This is a genomic window from Pseudalkalibacillus sp. A8 (assembly GCF_045920555.1).
In the GTDB taxonomy this organism is placed as follows: Bacteria; Bacillota; Bacilli; order Bacillales; family Fictibacillaceae; genus Pseudalkalibacillus.
Genome location: NZ_CP174509.1, coordinates 4,588,945 through 4,606,913, shown reverse-complemented (window position 1 = coordinate 4,606,913; position 17,969 = coordinate 4,588,945). Strand labels below are relative to the sequence as shown.

The window sequence follows — 17,969 nt, the reverse complement described above, 5'->3', positions numbered from 1 at the left end:
ATAAATTTATGAATTGTACAAACATATAAATTTTGTTTATGTTCAGTCAGAGTCTTTTCTTTTATTATAAACGAAAAGGAGGGACTATGTAATATCTAGGATTAGTGCTGAAATCATTCAATCCTGCCATTGATCAAAAAAATCAATTGATTCTATGAATTGTACAAATCGAAAACATGAAAGAAAGGAAGATTATCATGCGTATCCTATATATTGATATCGATTCATTACGTCCTGATCATCTAGGGTGCTATGGCTATCATAGGAATACCTCACCTAATATTGATAGAATTGCAGAAAGAGGTACATCCTTTACGAATTATTATGCATCTGATGCCCCATGTGCTCCTTCACGAAATGCGATGTTCAAATCTCGTTTCGGCATCCATACTGGTGCTGTAAATCATGGCGGCCTTGAAGCAGATAACCGTCCAATCGGTTCAGAGAGGCCATTCAATTATCACCATTCCCCATATCAAGCATGGGTGGATGTGATGAGATTCAAAGGTCATCATACCGCTATGATCAGTCCATTTCCTAGCCGACATGCGAACTGGGATGTAGTGGAAGGGTTTCTTGAGATGATTGATACTGGCAAGCATGCTGGAGAAACAGCAGGAGAAGTTACAGAAGAAGCTCTAAGATGGATCAAGGGGCGTGGGACAGAAAAACAAGACTGGTTGTTGTATCTCAATTTTTGGGATCCTCATACACCATATCGAACCCCGGAATCTTATGGAAACCCTTTCAAAAACGATCCAGCTCCAGAATGGTTGACAGACGAGATCATCGCCAAGCATCAGGAGAGTTTCGGACCGATGAGTGCAAGGAACGTCCCTGCTGGTAATCAATGGCCAGATCTGCCGCAGGAAATCCATTCTCGTGAAGATTTCAAGAGATGGATCGACGGATATGATACAGCCATCCGTCATGTTGACGATCATGTCGGGATGATTCTCCATGCTTTAGAAGAGGAAGGATTGCTCGAGGAAACGATCATCATCATCTCTGCTGACCATGGTGAAAACCAGGGTGAACTGAATGTGTATGGTGACCACCAGACAGCGGATCATATAACGAGCCGAATCCCTCTGATCATGGCTGGTCCAGAAATACGTCAAGGACAAGTTGATGAAGATTTCCATTATCAAGTCGACCTTGGACCGACTCTGACGGAAATGGCTGGGGCTGAACCTCGTAAAAAATGGGACGGTAAAAGCTTTCTGCCGGCACTTACGGATGGGCAATCGGCGGGAAGGCCTTATCTTGTGGTCAGTCAGGCTGCTTGGAGTTGTCAACGTTCAGTAAGGTTCGATAATTGGATGCTGATCCGGACATATCATGATGGGCTGAAAGACTTTCCTGATCTGATGTTGTTCGATATCGAAAATGATCCACATGAAACAAACAATCTAGTTGAAGAACGTCCCGATATCGTCGGGCAGGGATTGAGGCTCCTCGACGAATGGGTCGCAGAGCAGATGGTAACTTCCGATTATCCGATCGATCCGATGTGGAATGTCATCCACGAAGGCGGACCTTACCATACCAGAGGCGAATTCCCGCAACACGTAAATAAACTTCGGGAAGAAGAGCGGCATGAAGCAGCCGAACGTCTAGAAGGCCGCCATGAAAAATTCGATAGGATTTACAATAAAGTTTAGGAAGGGGTTATGAAGATGAGCGATTTGACGGATTTTTATCAATACTTGCCTCCCGATGTCAAAACCTTTTTCGATCGCCAATATCAAGATTCCTATGCATTGCTGGATGCTTCACGTAATCCACGGACAGGTTTGTATGCTGATGCCTACATGACATTCGGCGAAAATCCTGATTACAGATGCTCGATTGCAGCTACTGGCGTCGGCTTGATCGGTTTATGTGTCGCAGACATGGAAGGTTGGGATGCAGAAGCTGCTGAAAAGGCACTTGTTACCTTGAAGTGTGTGATGGGTGAAATAGTAGGTTGTCAACCAGCCCGTGATGCTGCGACAGGATTTTATGCCCATTTCGTCGATATGGAGACAGGTGAAAACCTCAATTCGGAGATATCGACGATCGATACTTCCTTATTGGTAGCAGGGGCGCTCTTCGCAGGAAAACATTTCAAGGAGACTGCCCCACAGATAGAAGAAATGGCTGTAAAACTGTTGCAGCAGATCGAATGGAGTGTAGTGGTCGCTGATAAGGAAAATGGTGTCATCAACATGATCGTGAATGACGGTGCTGGAACAGCTCCGTTGCCTGCTTTCAACGAATATGCGCTGGTTGCTCATCTTGCCTTGTTGGGCAACCCGGAAAATGAAGATATCCAAACACTATGGTACAGTAATTTTACTGAACAGAAATTGACCGAGCTTCCAAAAGCCAAGTATCGTGATATCCCGGTATTGACAGATAATGATCAAAACGCCTTCCTGTCATCATTTGTACATCAATTTCCTTATTATCTCGTGCAGGAATACGCTAAAAGCGAGGTGTATAAAGACTTCTACACCAATGCATGTCACGTTGACCGTCTGAAATGGAAAGAGCTTGATGATGTGCCATCCTTTGTATGGGGGTATGGTGCTGGACCGAATGATGGACTGCACGGGGGTTATCATGCAGATAAAGTCAATAATGCACCGGGTGACATCGCGTCTGCTTATATCGTAGCAGGGTTCTTGCCTGTCTATCCTGCAGGGATTCACGATCTATACGCTCTTTATCAACTCCATTTTCCTTATGATGTTTATACGAACCCTGATGATCCAGAGGATGAAAAAAAGTTTCGAGCTTCATACCATTTCGGGTTGCACCGCTATTCCTGGTGGCATCTGGAACGAAAAGATCGATGGTATCCGACTAAAATCACCTTGATTGATTGGAGTTCCATGTTGTATGGATTGACTGCATTCAAACGGGGGATGTCATTTTTTACAGAACGGTTGACGGATAACAGCCCGGTCTCTCAAACAAAATGACTTGTAAGCAGGAATGCGAAATTGAACAAAATTAAAAAACAAGGATCAGCTACTACTATGGTTGATCCTTTTTTCACATTTAAAGGAATACGAAGCAATTTCACGTATTTTTGATTAAGGAAGGAAATTAAATGGATATGAAAGTGATGACGTTTAACTTAAGGGTAGATCTTCCTCAGGATGGTGCGAATTCATGGCCTCATCGAATAAAAAAAGTATCTTCTATCATAAAGAAACATCAACCTATTGTAATGGGTACTCAAGAAGGTCTGCTTTATATGATTGAAGCTTTACGTAAGGATTGGCCTGATTATCACTGGATAGGCGAAGGAAGAAGCGGAGGTATGACGGATGAGTTTTGTGCGATCTTCTATGATCATAGGAAATTGGAAGTAGTTGAATCAGCCCAATTCTGGTTGTCTGAAAAGCCGGATGTACCAAACAGTATAAGCTGGGAAAGTGATTTTCCAAGGGTGTGTACGTGGGGGCATTTCCGATTCAAGAAAGAACCCTACCAGGAATTCATCCATTATAACACCCATCTTGATCATATAAGCCAGTCTGCGAGGGAACATGGAATCCACTTGATTTCAGAAAAATTAAATGAACAGCATCGGAAAAAGAAGCTCCCTGTGATTTTGACTGGGGATTTTAACAGTGAACCTGATGATCCAGTCGTCCGCTTTTTACGGGGAGAAGCAGAGCTTTTTGACAGATCTGCAAACTTACAGGACTCATTTATCAAACTGGAAGGTACATTCCGAAAGACTTTCCACGGCTTTCAAGGTGGAAAGGAAGGGGGACCGATTGACTATATTTTTACGACACGAGATGTCGAGGTAGTGAAAAGCGAGATTGATAACAGTGAAGTTAACGGTGCTTATCCGTCAGACCATTATCCCGTCATCACCACATTAAAATTTTGAGGGAACATAATGTAACAAACATTGGTAGTGGGAGGAGAAAAATGAAGAATTGTTGTGCACCAAGAAGAAACCAAGACCATCAAAGAATGGAAAAAGGAACGAAAACCATCGAGAAGAAAGACCTTTCCAAGGAGGGAATGGTTTTTCTTGACGGTGGAACCTTCATTATGGGGACGGACAGTAGAGGAGGCTTTCTGAAAGATGGAGAAGGTCCAGCAAGAGAAGTCAGTTTGAACCCTTTCTATGTCGACATTCATGCAGTTACAAACAGACAGTTCAAAGCGTTCATCGATTCAACTGGTTATGTGACGGAAGCAGAAAAGTTCGGCTGGTCCTTCGTATTCCATCATTTTATAGCTGAAAAGGTGTGGGCCAAGAAACCACAAAGAGTCCCGAATATTCCCTGGTGGATAGCAGTTGAGGGAGCTGACTGGAGACAGCCGGAAGGGCCAGGCTCGACAGTAGAGGATTGGTTGGCTCATCCTGTCGTCCATGTTTCCTGGAATGATGCTCAAGCGTATTGTGAGTGGGCTGGAAAGAGACTGCCTACAGAAGCAGAGTGGGAATATGCTGCCCGTGGCGGGTTGGAGCAAAAAACCTACGCATGGGGTGATGATCTGATTGTGAACGGGAAGCATCAATGTAATATCTGGCAAGGTGAATTTCCGAATAAAAACACTGCAAGGGATGGATACAAAGGGACGGCGCCAGTCGATGCCTATGACCCGAATGGCTTTGGCCTGTATAACGTATGCGGGAATGTATGGGAGTGGTGCTCCGACTGGTTCAGCCCTCGTTACCACCTTGAAAGTACAAACACAAATCCGACAGGACCTGTTTCAGGTCAAGTGAAGTCGATGAGAGGCGGTTCCTACCTTTGTCATAAATCCTATTGCAATCGCTACCGGGTGGCAGCGAGAAGCTCGAACTCTCCAGATAGTTCGACTGGAAATATCGGATTCCGCTGTGTAGCGGATGTGGATCATTAAGGAGGTTATAGGATGCAAAAAGCAGACGGTATGAATTATGCGCCAGAAGGAAAAAGTGAGCCTGTCGTCAACGAAGGGGAATTCCAGTTTGCTGCCATGGCGTTGGATCATGGTCATATATATGGTATGTGCAATGGGTTGACAGAAGCGGGGGCGACATTGAAATGGGTCTATGATCCGGATTCTGAAAAAGTACAGGACTTCTGCAATGTCTACCCTCAAGTCAAGGTTGCTTCATCTGAGGAAGAGATTTTAAATGACCCGTCTATCAGACTGGTAGCCGGAGCTGCCATCCCTTCCCGACGGTGTGACTTAGGCTTGAAGGTGATGGACCATGGAAGCATTACTTCACCGACAAAACCCCATTCACAACCTTAGAGCAATTAGAAGCGGCCCGTAAAAAAACATTCCAAACCGGCCTGATCTGGGCGGTCTATTATAGCGAGCGGCTGCATGTTAAAAGTGCTGTATTTGCAGGTCAGCTTATCGAACAAGGGGCGATCGGCAAAGTTGTCCAGGTACAGGGATCAGGACCTCATAGGATCAGTGTCGAGAGCAGACCGGACTGGTTTTTCAAAAAAGAGGAGTACGGCGGAATCCTCTGTGACATCGGCAGTCATCAGATTGAGCAATTCCTTTACTATGTTGATGCGAAAGATGCAAAAGTCGTCCATAGCAAAGTCGGAAACTACAAGCATAAGGATCATCCAGAGCTCGAGGATTTTGGGGATGCAAGTTTGATAGCTGATAATGGTACTACGAATTACTTTCGGGTCGATTGGTTGACGCCAGATGGACTCCGAACATGGGGAGATGGCCGAACACTCATCCTTGGTACCGAGGGATATATAGAGATGCGGAAGTATATTGACATTGCTAGGGAAGAGGATGGCGATCATCTTTATCTGGTGAACGATCACGGAGAAAAGCATTTCTCATTGAGTGGGAAAGTAGGGTTTCCGTACTTTGGGGAACTGATTTTGGATTGTATCAACGGTACTGAGAATGCTATGAAACAATCCCATACATTCAAGGCAGCGGAATTGTGCCTGATTGCGCAACGGGATGCGATCCATATCACTGATGAAGTTGAACAATCAAAAGCAGATTAGAGGAGGGGTCCACATTAAGTCGTTTATGGATGAAGATTTTATGCTGGAAACGGAAACAGCACGAACAAAAACCCATGGAGATTCTCATCTTCTCCATAGGTTTTCTCATCAGCCCCGCATCCAAAAAAATCACTCTTTGTTTTTGTCTGCGTAGACTGCCATTGCATCCCGCATGAATCTCGCCAGTCCTTCACCGAATTGGTCGATGTTTTTGGTGAACCGTGCATCATCCACATACATTTGGCCCAATCCTTTGAAGGCTTCAAGTGTGTAATAATGGTCGAAGTTGCTGTTCAAGAAAACGTACCATTCTTTGATGGCAGCTTGTGCTTCTTCTGATTCAGGCGATGTGTCCCGAAGATCGGCGAGGTTACGATAAATCTCGTTCATCTTATCACCTAATGTTTTCCGTTCTTCTTCTGTCATGCTCGCCAGTTTAGCGTTCGATTTATCGACAGCTTCATCACCCCAGCGTTCACGCGCTTCTTTTTCATAAGGATTTTGACTGAAATCGAATCCTTCGAATTTCTCTTTATTCGTCATTTGAATTGCTCCTTTCTTGTGTTCAATCGTTTTGTCGATCGTGGAAATCATCTTGTCGAGGCGGGTACGTTTTTCAACTAACATCTTCCGATGGAGTTTCAATGCCTCCTGCCGATCGAAGGATGGACTGTTGATGATTTCCTTTATCTTTTTCAAAGGGAAGCCAAGCTCTTTAAAAAATAGGATCTGTTGCAAGGTTTCAAGATTATCATCCGAATAAAGGCGATACCCAGCTTCTGTCGTCTCATCCGGCTTCAATAATCCGATTTCATCATAATGATGCAGTGTGCGCACACTGATGCCGACCAGGTCAGCTACTTCTTTCACTTTCATGGCTTTACAACCTCCCTTTAATGATTACTTTAAGGTATCACGTAACGTTAGAGTCAACAAGAATATGTAAATTTATTTATTCCAGAGATTATGTATCATTACAAAACTCTACGCCAGAATGTAAATAAGGCCGCCTACAAATATCGGCAGCCTCACATAACAACTATTTTATTGTAATCTTCGCTTTATTGTAGTTCTTTCCTTTGCCGTCTGGCTTGTAACTCTTTTCGATATTCCCCGCTGCATCCATTGCGAACCAGTGGATGGTCCTCGTTTCCTCGATCAACAATGATTCAGCACCTTCCCTTGTATCCTTGATCTGGATTTTATCAGATTCAAAGGTCGTTCTCGAACCATCGAGTGTGTAGTAGATGGTTGCAGGTTCACTCGTTTCGAAGGATATCTCGACAGGATCCTCATATTTTTCTTTCCCTGGCTCAATTTTGGAGGTAGGCGGTTTCTTATCTTTTGCATATTGATAGGCTACATTGAACAAGCCGTTCATACCATTCGCAAATTCCATCGCTTCTTCATGGCCTTCTTCAAAAGGAGGCTGGAAACCGACAGCCTGCCAGCGGCCTTGTCCTTCGTTCCAGATGTCTGCACCTACCTTGAAGTCCCAGGCATAGATGCCATAATCGTACCAGAGAGCATCAGCGGAATTTCCTGCTGCAGAGTATAGTACATCAGGGATCGGGCCAGTACGGCTTGGTAAAATGACTGTACCGCGGTGGTCTTTGATTTCATCGAGAATCACTTCAGAGGCTTGCCAGAAATACGCTTCTTCACCAGCAGTCGGTCGTGGTAACGTCGTACGATCTTCCGTATAAGCACCTGGAGGCCACATGAAGTAACCACCGTAGCTATGAATGTTCATACCGAATTTGATATTCGGATTCTGTTCTGCGAGCCAGATCAGATTTTGCGCCTCAGGCTCTGAACCTTCTTCCGGACCAGCGTAGACCGCACTCGTACAATCAGTTGATGCACCGATATAACCATCATAAACAGAACCTACAGAGTGGTTGCGGTTCAAGTCGACACCCCAGTAATCTTGTGCCAGAGGATCAGAATAGATGGTGTCCTCACAATGGTTGGTCATATTTTTCCGTTGCCAGTTGTAATCGTACATGACTCTTTCAATATATTCTGCTGAGTGGGTTTCTTTATATGTATCTCGAAATTCCTTCAACATGTTCCAAAGCCGCTTTCTGTACAATCATCTTTTCATTCTCCTTATCAAATGTATGTTAAAAATTGTATACCAAACTATTCAAAAAAACGAATGAATTGCTCCACTGTCGATTTTTTGCTGTCCTATTCCTGAAGTGTTATCACGGATGATTGGTTGGTTTATAATTTGAGTAGATAAGGAGGGAGAAGTGAATGGATTCAGAACAAGTCTTCAAATCAGTCTATGAAACGATTTTATCTCGTGATACACGTTATGATGGACAGTACTATGTCGGAATTGTTACCACTGGGATTTTCTGTAGACCGTCCTGTCGTTCAAGAACCCCGAAACCAGAAAACGTCAAGGTGTTCAAAAGTATTGAAGAAGCTAGAGAGGCAGGGTTCCGGCCATGCAAGCGATGTCGTCCGGAAAATCCGAGTAAACATGGCCCCGATGCAGAAGTTGTGAAGTCAATAAATAAGATGATCCAACACAAATACCCGCAGAGCTTGACGCTTTCCCATATGGCTACAGAGCTGAATATGAGCCCATATCATTTGCAACGTGTCTATAAACGGATGACGGGTATGACGCCTTCGAAAAAATTATTGCAGAAACGAATGGAAGCAGCAAAAGGTTTACTTTTAAAAAGGGAGATACCGATTGCGGAAATTTCTCCACTTGTAGGATTCAACAGTGTTTCGCACTTCTCCTCTGTCTTTAAAAAGACGACAGGGTGTACCCCCATCGAATATCGAATAAATAATCAATCTGTAACTAGGAGGGAAAAATGATGACGACTGTCTATTGGAGCACCTTTACACATCCGATGTTCCAAAATGATCCACTTTTTATCGCGGCCACAAAAAAAGGCTTATGCCGGATAACCTGGCCTTCTGAAACGTTTGATACTTTGAAAACATGGGTGGAAAAGCGGATTCCAGACACCATCCTTGTAGAAGACGATGAGTACCTTGCACCATATATCCTTCAATTGAAGGAATATTTGAATGGAGAACGGAAGGAGTTCGATGTTCCGCTCGATTTCAGAGGTACCACCTTTCAAACGTCTGTATGGAGACAATTGACGAATATTCCTTATGGTCAAATCCGTAGCTATTCAGAGATTGCGGATGCCTTAGGGAATCCGAAGGCAGTCCGGGCAGTTGGAACAGCTAACGGTGCAAACCCGGTTCCGATCATCACTCCTTGTCACCGTGTCATCGGAAAAAATGCTGCACTGACGGGGTTCAGAGGCGGGTTGCAAACGAAAGAAAAATTGCTTCAACTGGAGGGATTTCATGATTACTCGAAACAGGGACACGCCCGCTTTCAATTTTGATTCAAGTTTAAAATGCATTAAAATCAGGTCTCCACATGAATTCAGTTTTGCTGAAACCCTTCATTATCTGAAAAGATCTCCTCTGGAATGCATGCATTCGATTAAGGAAGAGAAGGTCTATAAACTTCTGATGGTTGAAGACTGTACAACGATCATTGAAATCAAAGAAAACGAGGAAGGCATGATCCAGGTGGATTTTGTGACAGGCCCTCCAAGCACTGAATCTGTTTATAGGAATGTCACAAATTATATTATAGAATGGTTCGATCTTAAAACGGACTTGCAGCCATTTTATGAAATTGCTGGACAGGACACGTTATTAAGCGGTTTGACAAAAAACTTCTATGGACTCCGAGTGATCGGTGTACCTGATTTGTTTGAAGCTCTTTGTTGGTCAGTGATCGGCCAACAGGTGAATTTGCCGTTTGCTTATACGGTAAAAAGACGATTTGTTGAAGCTTTTGGGAAAAGTGTAGAGTATAATGGACAAATATTCTGGCTATTCCCAGAACCTCAAAAAATAACTTGTTTAATGAGTGAAGATTTAAAAGAGCTCCAGTTTACAGCTAGGAAAGCGGAATATATCATCGGCATCGCGGAGATGATGGCAAATGGTTCGTTGACGAAGGAATCGCTTATGGAAGATTTACAAAATGCTGAACAAAAGCTGTTATCCATCCGCGGAATAGGTCCCTGGTCCGCCCATTATGTTATGATGCGATGCTTGCGGGATCCCTCTGCTTTTCCGATCGGTGATGCTGGATTGCAGAATGCTTTGAAAAAACTCCTTGGGAGGGAAACAAAGCCTGCTCCTGAAGAAATCCGCCAGCTTTTTTCCAGTTGGGAGAATTGGGAAGCTTACGCTGTATTTTATCTATGGAGAAGTTTATCTAGCTAGTCTATATACAAATTTTGAAACCGGAAGTATACTTTTTAAATCATGATTAAGAGATAAGTTGGCTTTCTTTATTGAAAAAATACCAACAAACATTTAATAATTGTTTAAGATCATGGGAAGAACAGGTGACATATATGACAGACTTTAAAACATTAGGATTATCACAAAAGTATATGAAAAAATTGGCGGATCAGAGTATCACCCATCCTACTAAAATACAGGTACAATCAATTCCTCTTTTAAAAAAAGGGGAAGATATCGTTGCCCAGGCTCAGACAGGTTCAGGCAAAACCTATGCCTTCCTCCTCCCGATGCTGGAGAAAATCCGTCCCGATCAAAATGTCATCCAGGGCTTGATCATCATGCCGACAAGAGAACTGGCGCTGCAAGTGACAAATGAGCTATACAAGTTGACAGATGATGAGAAAATCAAAGTTCTAGCGGTTTATGGTGGTCAGGATGTACTTCAACAAATCCGAAAGCTTGAAAATAGTGTACATATCGTAATCGGGACACCAGGCAGGATTTTGGATCATATCCGAAGAGGGACAATCGACTTTTCAAATGTTTCGATGCTTGTTCTGGATGAAGCAGACCAAATGCTTTATATCGGTTTTCTAGAGGATGTCGAAGCAATCATCAATCATACTCATGAATCGAGGCAAACAGCGCTTTTTTCTGCAACGATGCCGAATGACATCCGGCAGCTCGCTAACCGTTATATGCGTTCTCCTAAACAAATAAAAGTAAAAACGACGACCAAAACCGTTCAAGAAATCAAACAGTATGTGGTAGAAACGACGGACCGCCAAAAGAAGAATGCATTATTGAAAGTGGTCAAAGAGACACAGCCGTTTCTAGCGATCATTTTTTGCCGGACGCAGCGGCGGGTAAGTAAACTGCATAATGCTTTATCAGAAAAAGGATATTTGACAGATGAGCTGCATGGCGGGCTGTCTCAAGCAAAGCGTGAGGATGTCATGAAACGTTTCCGAAATGGCGAAATCCATATGTTGATTGCGACCGATGTAGCCTCGAGGGGACTTGATATCGAAGGGGTTTCACACATTTTCAATTATGATGTACCACAGGATACGGAGAGTTATATCCATCGGATCGGCAGGACTGGGCGAGCTGGGGAAAAAGGAATGGCGATCACCTTCATTGCTTCAAAAGATCGTAACACCCTGAGAATGATTGAAGCTGCTATCGAAAAAAGAATAGACAGGATGGAAGTGGACGTTAAATCTGCCACAAAACACCAACAAAATAGACGAAGTAAAAATGATTAGCTGATAATAGCCGATCATTTTTTTCTTTTATAAAAGGGATTCTGATATGAATAAGGAAACCTTAAATATATCCAATATTTTCTAGTCATGAAAAGTAAGGTCCCCATATGAAAAAAATTTTGATCCTTATTATTGGAACGATTCTGACTCTTGTCATTTTCATTTCCTCCATGCTTTATGATCAATCCTGTAAAAACATATTCCGAAAAGAATTGATTACATATGAAGTCAGCTCGATCGAGGTAAATCTGAAAAATTCCTATTTCACTACGGAGGATTCAGATGAAATAAAAGAGATAGTCGATTCGCTTAATTCTTGTCCGAGAGAAAATGCAGCCGAAATAAGTTTTGAAAAACCATCAGGCAGGCTCTTATTCAAAAGGGGAGATGACGGAAAGGCAGAACATTTAACGTTGAAAGCTGAAGATCATCACTACGCTTTTCTTTTTAAAGGATATCTAATCAATTCAAACTATAAATTTCATTTACCGTAACATTTAATGGATATTGTGTGTCTTTGCACACCTTTTTTCAGCCGGGTCGGAGTATTATTAGGATGAAGAAGGTGAGCGAAAGGGATGTATAAAGTTGCTTCTAGCTATAGAAGGGATTTCTCAACCTTTTTTTGTGCTCTCACTTTTTTAGAGGAGGATGGCTGATTTGATTTTTGCAAAATTCATTCCCTTTCTATGGCGTATGAAGGTGTCATAAGACAAGTCCATTGCCATAAAGCGGATGAAATGTCCTTATGAAGGCTTCATATATTTCTCTTAAAAGAAATCTGGGAATTATATTTCGTACTTTTATCCTATTTATGAAATTTTAAAACTATTTTTGAGGTTTTTTTGATATATCTATGTATGTTAGGTATTATTTTCTGAATATTTCTAATAGTAAAAGGAGGATTGATTATGTTAGGATTTTTGCAACGTATTGGGAGAGCTTTGATGCTCCCGATTGCAATCATGCCTGCAGCTGCATTGCTCTTACGGTTAGGACAAGATGATCTAATGGGTATTCCATTCATTGCAGCTGCAGGTGCGGCCATCTTTGACCATCTTCCATTGCTTTTCGCAATCGGGGTGGCTATCGGTTTGGCAAAAGATTCGAATGGAGCAGCAGGGTTAGCTGGTGCGGTGGCATTTTTTATCTTGACCCAGGGGACACAGGCTATAAATGAAGACATCAATATGGCCTTCCTTGGCGGGATATTGTCCGGTGTAGTGGCGGGATTACTTTATAACCGCTTTTATGACATTGAACTTCCTGATTATCTTGGTTTTTTTGGCGGCAGACGTTTCGTTCCGATCATAACGGCTGGGGCGATGGTTGTACTAGCGGCGATTTTTGGCTTCATCTGGCCACCGATCCAAGACGGTATCAATGCAGTCGGTCAATGGATCATCGATGCTGGAGCAGCTGGAGTAGGAATCTATGGTTTCATGAACCGCCTGCTGATTCCGATCGGTCTGCATCATGTGCTCAATAGTCTTGTCTGGTTCGTATTTGGCGAATATAATGGCGCTACTGGAGATCTGCATCGTTTCTTCGCCGGTGATCCTGAAGCCGGTATCTTTATGGCTGGGTTTTTCCCGATCATGATGTTTGGACTTCCTGCTGCATGTTTTGCGATGATTGCGGCAGCTAAGAAGGAAAAGAAGAAAGCTGTAACAGGGATGTTGATCGGATTGGCTTTCACTTCCTTCTTGACAGGAATTACAGAGCCGATCGAGTTCTCATTCATGTTTTTATCACCTATCTTGTATGGTGTACATGCTTTTCTTACTGGAAGCGCAATGGTAGTAGCCTATGTTCTGGATATCCATCATGGATTCGGTTTTTCGGCTGGAGCAATCGACTTCTTCCTGAACCTTGGTATTGCTAAAGGTGAGTGGCTGCTATTCGGTGTGGGTCTGGTATATGCGGCAATCTATTTTGTCGTTTTCTATTTCCTTATCAAAGCGCTGGATTTAAAGACGCCGGGGCGCGAAGATGATAATGAAGAAGAAAGTGAAGGACCAGAATCCGGAACACCTAGTGGCAATAAACATGATGTGATGGCTCATCATTTCCTCCAAGCACTTGGTGGCAAACAAAACATTCAAGCACTTGACAGCTGTGCGACCCGTTTACGTTTAAAGGTTGCTGACATGGATTCGGTCGACGAAAAAGGGTTGAAAAAGCATGGTGCAAGAGGCGTCATGAAAATGGACCGGACCAATCTCCAGGTCATCGTCGGTACGAATGTCGAGTTCGTCGCGACTTCCATGCAACGGCAAATGGCCGGGGGATCATACGAAGAAGCTTCCAGTCCATCTCATAGTGAGGTGAAGCAAAGCAAGAAAACGAACATGGGTGCTCGTGATTTTACAGTTCCAATCGATGGAAACGTGATACCGATTGAAGAAGTGGATGACCCTACCTTTGCGGAAAAAATGATGGGAGATGGATTCGCCATTGAACCAACTGGCAATCTAGTGACTTCACCTGTCGACGGGAAGATCGCCAATATATTCCCTACCAAGCATGCAATCGGAATCGAATCCAGACAAGGTTATGAGATTCTGATCCATATCGGTCTAGATACAGTAGAACTGAATGGTCAAGGCTTCAAAACGTATATTAAAGCTGGCGATGAGGTGAAACAAGGGCAGAATTTGATCGAGCTGGATCTCGATTACCTGATGAAGAACGCTCGCTCGGTCGTAACTCCGATCGTATTCACCAACTTAGAAGAAAACGAAAAGGTAGTCTTAAAGAAAACGGGCAAGGTTCTACGAGGAGAACACGGGATCATAAATATTGATTCATAATCATGTAAAAAGGGGCTGACCCAAAAGATAAGTGTCCGACACCTCCAAGACAACATTTTGTATCAAAACACGATTTTTCTCAAAATGTTGTTAAGTACGGAGGGACTCAGACACTTATGGGTCAGCTCCTTTCCACTTTTATAAATTGATCCACATGGTATTTTTATAGCGGCCACCACAGACCTTATTTGCGAAAAATCATTTAAAATCAGCGGCGTTTTACCCAAATAAAGGACCAGATGTCCTCCAACCCCTGTTTGTCACAAATAGTGGAATATTTGTCCTCAACCTTTTCCATCTTGCGAAACAATACTTCTAATCTCCAGTTATAATATGTCATAATATTTCAAAAATAAAGAAATCTACCCAATTCCAATGTCACGATTAACGGACGATAAATCGGTGGTCAGGGACTTAAGTGGTATAGACAACCCGTTTGGAGCTTAGGTACTCTTAAACTACATTTTGATAACACTTACAAATTCAGGGAGGGAGGGTTCCGTGAGTTTCTATCACAAACTTGACAAGGAGGAGCTATGGAAAAGAAATCCTTACCGATTGCTTTGGCCGTATTGTTAGGAGGTACAAGTTTATTTGTGAGTGGTCATGTTTCGAATGCAGAAGGACAACACCCCATCAAACAGTCGATTGAAAAGCATCAAAGCAAAACTGCAATGAATAACGCACACCCTGAGTTTTCGTGGGGAGAACCCGGACCGATATCACCAGTCCTCCATCCAGGATCCGCGAAAGCAGCAGGAATGAGAGAAGCGCCTTTGCATGAAATCGATGGAGTCATGGAGACGATGATTGAAGATGAAGTTATGCCAGGTGCCGTCACCTTTGTTGCCAGGAGAGGCCATGTCGTCAAAGAAGAAGCATATGGATATGCGGCACGATATTCCGATGACAGCAAAAATGAAATGGAAAACCCAGTCAGGATGCAAGAAAATACCATTTTCGACCTTGCCTCGATCAGTAAGATCTTCACGACTACAGCTGCAATGAAACTCTACGAAAACGGCGCCTTTAATCTGGACGACCCGGTTGCAGACTATATCCCGGAATTTGCCCAAAATGGAAAAGAAGAAGTGACTATCAGACAACTGATGACCCACACCTCAGGATTTACCGCATGGATTCCACTCTATACGCAAGGAGAAAACAGGGAGGATCGATTACAGATCGTATTCGCCCATCCACTAAAAAATGAACCGGGCAAGGCTTATACATACAGCGATTTGAACATGATCACGCTCGGTGCACTAGTAGAACGTCTTTCAGGAAAACGATTGGATCAATATGTAAAAGAGAATATCACAGATCCGTTGGGGATGGAGGATACGATGTATAATCCGCCTTCCACTTTAAAAGAAAGAATTGCTGCAACGGAATATCAGCCATGGACAGGCCGAGGTCTCGTCTGGGGAACAGTCCATGATGAAAATGCCTGGTCCTTGGATGGAGTAGCAGGTCATGCAGGCGTATTCTCTACTGCTAAGGATCTCGCCAAACTTGCCCATATGTATGTAAATGAAGGCAGATATGGAGATGAGCAGATCCTTCATCCAGATACTGTGAAACTACTCGTAGAAAACCAGATTCCGGAGTTTCCTGGAGATGATCATGGGTTAGGCTGGGAGATCCAGCAAGGATGGTTCATGGATGCTCTTTCTTCTGAATCGACTGTCGGCCATACCGGATATACTGGTACCTCTGTCGTTGTCGACCTGAATAATGCTACAATAGCCATCCTGCTGACAAACCGTGTACATCCAACGAGAAATACCGTATCTACTAATGTAGCACGGCGTGCATTCGCTAGAAAAGTAGCCGATTCAATACCAGTTCCCATGAATGATAAGAGTCCAGCATGGTTTTCTGGTTATGGAGACACCCTGGAACGTCCACTTGCTGCACAAGTGGATTTAGAGGAATCTGCAACATTGACTTTTGACACTTGGTACAGGCTTGAATCAGATTATGATTTTGGACACATCGAAGTCTCTGAGGATGGTGAAAATTGGACCCGGATCCATGAGCCGTTGACCGGTAGCAAGGATTGGAGCGGGATAGCAGTCCAGGTTCCTGCCAAAACGAAACACATAAGGTTCAACTATAAAACAGATTCCTATACGAATGGAAGAGGTTGGTATCTGGATAACTTAAAACTCACACTACTAGATGGAACGGTGTTGAAACCTGAATGGTCCGGAGTAGGATGGTACCAGCGCAGGTTTTAATCCTAACCTAGGCTTTGGATGTTTTTAGGAATCAAAATCTGAAAAATTGGAGGGATTGACGTGAAAAAATGGTTGGTCATGGTGCTTACATCCATTCTCGCACTATCGTCACTTACAGTCGCGCTCGCTCATGACAACAACGGTAAGGGTCACGGAAAAGAAAAACATAAGGAGTTCAAGCTCGGCGTAGAAGTGTTGCTGGATGAACAGAAGGACCTGATTGAAGGACAGAGAGTAGGGTTGATCACGAATCCTACTGGAGTCGATCAGGAGCTTAATAGTATTGTAGATTTGCTCCATGATGATCCTGATGTGAATCTCACTACACTCTATGGTCCCGAGCACGGTGTTCGTGGAAGCGCTCAAGCAGGTGAATATGTCGAATTTTACATTGATGAAGAGACAGGACTACCTGTTTACAGCCTCTATGGATCAACTAGAAAACCGACGCCCGAGATGCTGGAAAACATAGATGTGCTCCTGTTTGATATTCAGGATGTGGGTACACGTTTTTACACGTATATTTACACGATGGCTTATGCGATGGAAGCAGCAGCTGAAAACGATATCCCGTTCATCGTCCTGGACCGCCCTAATCCGATCAGCGGAACGAAAGTAGAAGGGCCAGTGCTTGATTCTAATTACAGTTCATTTGTAGGCATGTATCCGATTCCGCTCCGTCATGGGATGACAGTCGGAGAGCTGGCGCAATTGTTCAATGACGAATTCGATATCGGCGCAAATCTGACCGTCGTCAAGATGGAAGGCTGGAAACGGAATATGTATTACGATGAAACACCGCTTGAATTCGTCCTCCCTTCACCGAACATGCCTACACTGGAAACAGCTCTCGTCTATCCAGGTGCAGCGTTGATTGAAGGGACAAATGTGTCGGAAGGAAGAGGGACGACGAAGCCGTTTGAATTGATCGGAGCACCCTTCATCAACAGTACAGAACTTGCAGCAGAACTCAATGCATTGGATCTGAAAGGGGTCACCTTCAGGGCAGCTTCATTTACGCCGACCTTCTCGAAGCATAGCGGAAAATTGAGTCATGGTGTACAGCTTCATGTAACGGATAAAAAGGCGTTCTCACCTGTTGAAACAGGATTACATCTCGTAAAAACCATCCATGATTTGTATCCTGAAGAGTTCCAATTCCGTGCAGAAAACAGTGCAGGTGTTTCTTTCTTTGATCTGTTGATCGGGAACGGATGGGTCCGAGATGCGATTGAAGACGGCCAACCTGTTGAGGAAATTCAAGCCCAGTGGCAGGAAGGACTTGATCAATTCAAAGAAACACGAGAACAATACTTGATCTACTAGAATGGTTAT

At 43.5% G+C, this 17,969-nt stretch carries 14 protein-coding genes and 1 pseudogene; 13 read left to right on the top strand and 2 right to left on the bottom strand.

Annotated features, from left to right (window positions below; genetic code table 11):
* Positions 1–197 precede the first annotated feature (197 nt).
* The 5 genes and pseudogenes from ACJROX_RS23635 to ACJROX_RS23615 all read left to right on the top strand — a co-directional run bounded on the left by ACJROX_RS23635 (position 198) and on the right by ACJROX_RS23615 (position 5,996).
* Positions 198–1,664, top strand: coding sequence for a sulfatase (locus ACJROX_RS23635; RefSeq protein WP_408007655.1), 1,467 nt, complete (start codon positions 198–200; stop codon positions 1,662–1,664).
* A gap of 15 nt (positions 1,665–1,679) precedes the next feature.
* Positions 1,680–2,969 carry a hypothetical protein gene (locus tag ACJROX_RS23630; RefSeq protein ID WP_408007654.1) on the top strand — a complete coding sequence of 430 codons (1,290 nt, stop codon included), beginning with the start codon at positions 1,680–1,682 and terminating at the stop codon, positions 2,967–2,969.
* Positions 2,970–3,100: 131 nt separating this feature from the next.
* Positions 3,101–3,895 (top strand): endonuclease/exonuclease/phosphatase family protein, encoded by a 795-nt coding sequence (locus ACJROX_RS23625; RefSeq protein WP_408007653.1) that lies wholly within the window; start codon positions 3,101–3,103, stop codon positions 3,893–3,895.
* Positions 3,896–3,936: 41 nt separating this feature from the next.
* On the top strand, positions 3,937–4,884 hold the full coding sequence (locus tag ACJROX_RS23620; protein WP_408007652.1) for a formylglycine-generating enzyme family protein: 948 nt from the start codon (positions 3,937–3,939) through the stop codon (positions 4,882–4,884).
* 12 nt (positions 4,885–4,896) lie between these two features.
* Positions 4,897–5,996 (top strand): annotated as a pseudogene (locus ACJROX_RS23615) (Gfo/Idh/MocA family protein).
* A gap of 129 nt (positions 5,997–6,125) precedes the next feature.
* Here ACJROX_RS23615 and ACJROX_RS23610 read toward each other — a convergent pair.
* Positions 6,126–6,872 carry a MerR family transcriptional regulator gene (locus tag ACJROX_RS23610; RefSeq protein ID WP_408007651.1) on the bottom strand — a complete coding sequence of 249 codons (747 nt, stop codon included), beginning with the start codon at positions 6,870–6,872 and terminating at the stop codon, positions 6,126–6,128.
* A 163-nt stretch (positions 6,873–7,035) separates the two neighbouring features.
* The gene (locus tag ACJROX_RS23605; protein ID WP_408007650.1) at positions 7,036–8,067 is read right to left on the bottom strand and encodes a M14 family metallopeptidase; all 1,032 of its coding nucleotides are present in this window, start codon (positions 8,065–8,067) and stop codon (positions 7,036–7,038) included.
* A gap of 191 nt (positions 8,068–8,258) precedes the next feature.
* Between ACJROX_RS23605 and ACJROX_RS23600 the strand changes: the two genes are divergently transcribed.
* The 8 genes from ACJROX_RS23600 (at position 8,259) to ACJROX_RS23565 (ending at position 17,960) form a co-directional block, all read left to right on the top strand.
* Positions 8,259–8,840 carry a bifunctional transcriptional activator/DNA repair enzyme AdaA gene (locus ACJROX_RS23600; protein ID WP_408007649.1) on the top strand — a complete coding sequence of 194 codons (582 nt, stop codon included), beginning with the start codon at positions 8,259–8,261 and terminating at the stop codon, positions 8,838–8,840.
* Entirely contained in the window at positions 8,840–9,388 is a 549-nt protein-coding gene (locus tag ACJROX_RS23595) for a methylated-DNA--[protein]-cysteine S-methyltransferase (RefSeq protein WP_408007648.1), read from the top strand. Before ACJROX_RS23600 ends, ACJROX_RS23595 begins: the two co-directional genes overlap by 1 nt.
* 91 nt (positions 9,389–9,479) lie before the next feature.
* On the top strand, positions 9,480–10,286 hold the full coding sequence (locus ACJROX_RS23590) for a DNA-3-methyladenine glycosylase family protein (protein ID WP_408007647.1): 807 nt from the start codon (positions 9,480–9,482) through the stop codon (positions 10,284–10,286).
* Positions 10,287–10,420: 134 nt separating this feature from the next.
* Positions 10,421–11,578 (top strand): DEAD/DEAH box helicase, encoded by a 1,158-nt coding sequence (locus ACJROX_RS23585; RefSeq protein WP_408007645.1) that lies wholly within the window; start codon positions 10,421–10,423, stop codon positions 11,576–11,578.
* A gap of 107 nt (positions 11,579–11,685) precedes the next feature.
* On the top strand, positions 11,686–12,072 hold the full coding sequence (locus tag ACJROX_RS23580) for a hypothetical protein (RefSeq protein ID WP_408007644.1): 387 nt from the start codon (positions 11,686–11,688) through the stop codon (positions 12,070–12,072).
* A 417-nt stretch (positions 12,073–12,489) separates the two neighbouring features.
* Complete coding sequence (nagE, locus tag ACJROX_RS23575; protein ID WP_408007643.1) at positions 12,490–14,391, top strand: N-acetylglucosamine-specific PTS transporter subunit IIBC; 1,902 nt, start codon at positions 12,490–12,492, stop codon at positions 14,389–14,391.
* A 536-nt stretch (positions 14,392–14,927) separates the two neighbouring features.
* Positions 14,928–16,634 (top strand): serine hydrolase, encoded by a 1,707-nt coding sequence (locus tag ACJROX_RS23570; protein ID WP_408007641.1) that lies wholly within the window; start codon positions 14,928–14,930, stop codon positions 16,632–16,634.
* Between the two features lie 60 nt (positions 16,635–16,694).
* A complete protein-coding gene (locus ACJROX_RS23565) occupies positions 16,695–17,960 on the top strand; it encodes an exo-beta-N-acetylmuramidase NamZ domain-containing protein (RefSeq protein ID WP_408007640.1) in 1,266 nt (421 codons plus the stop codon).
* The last annotated feature ends 9 nt before the right edge of the window (positions 17,961–17,969 follow it).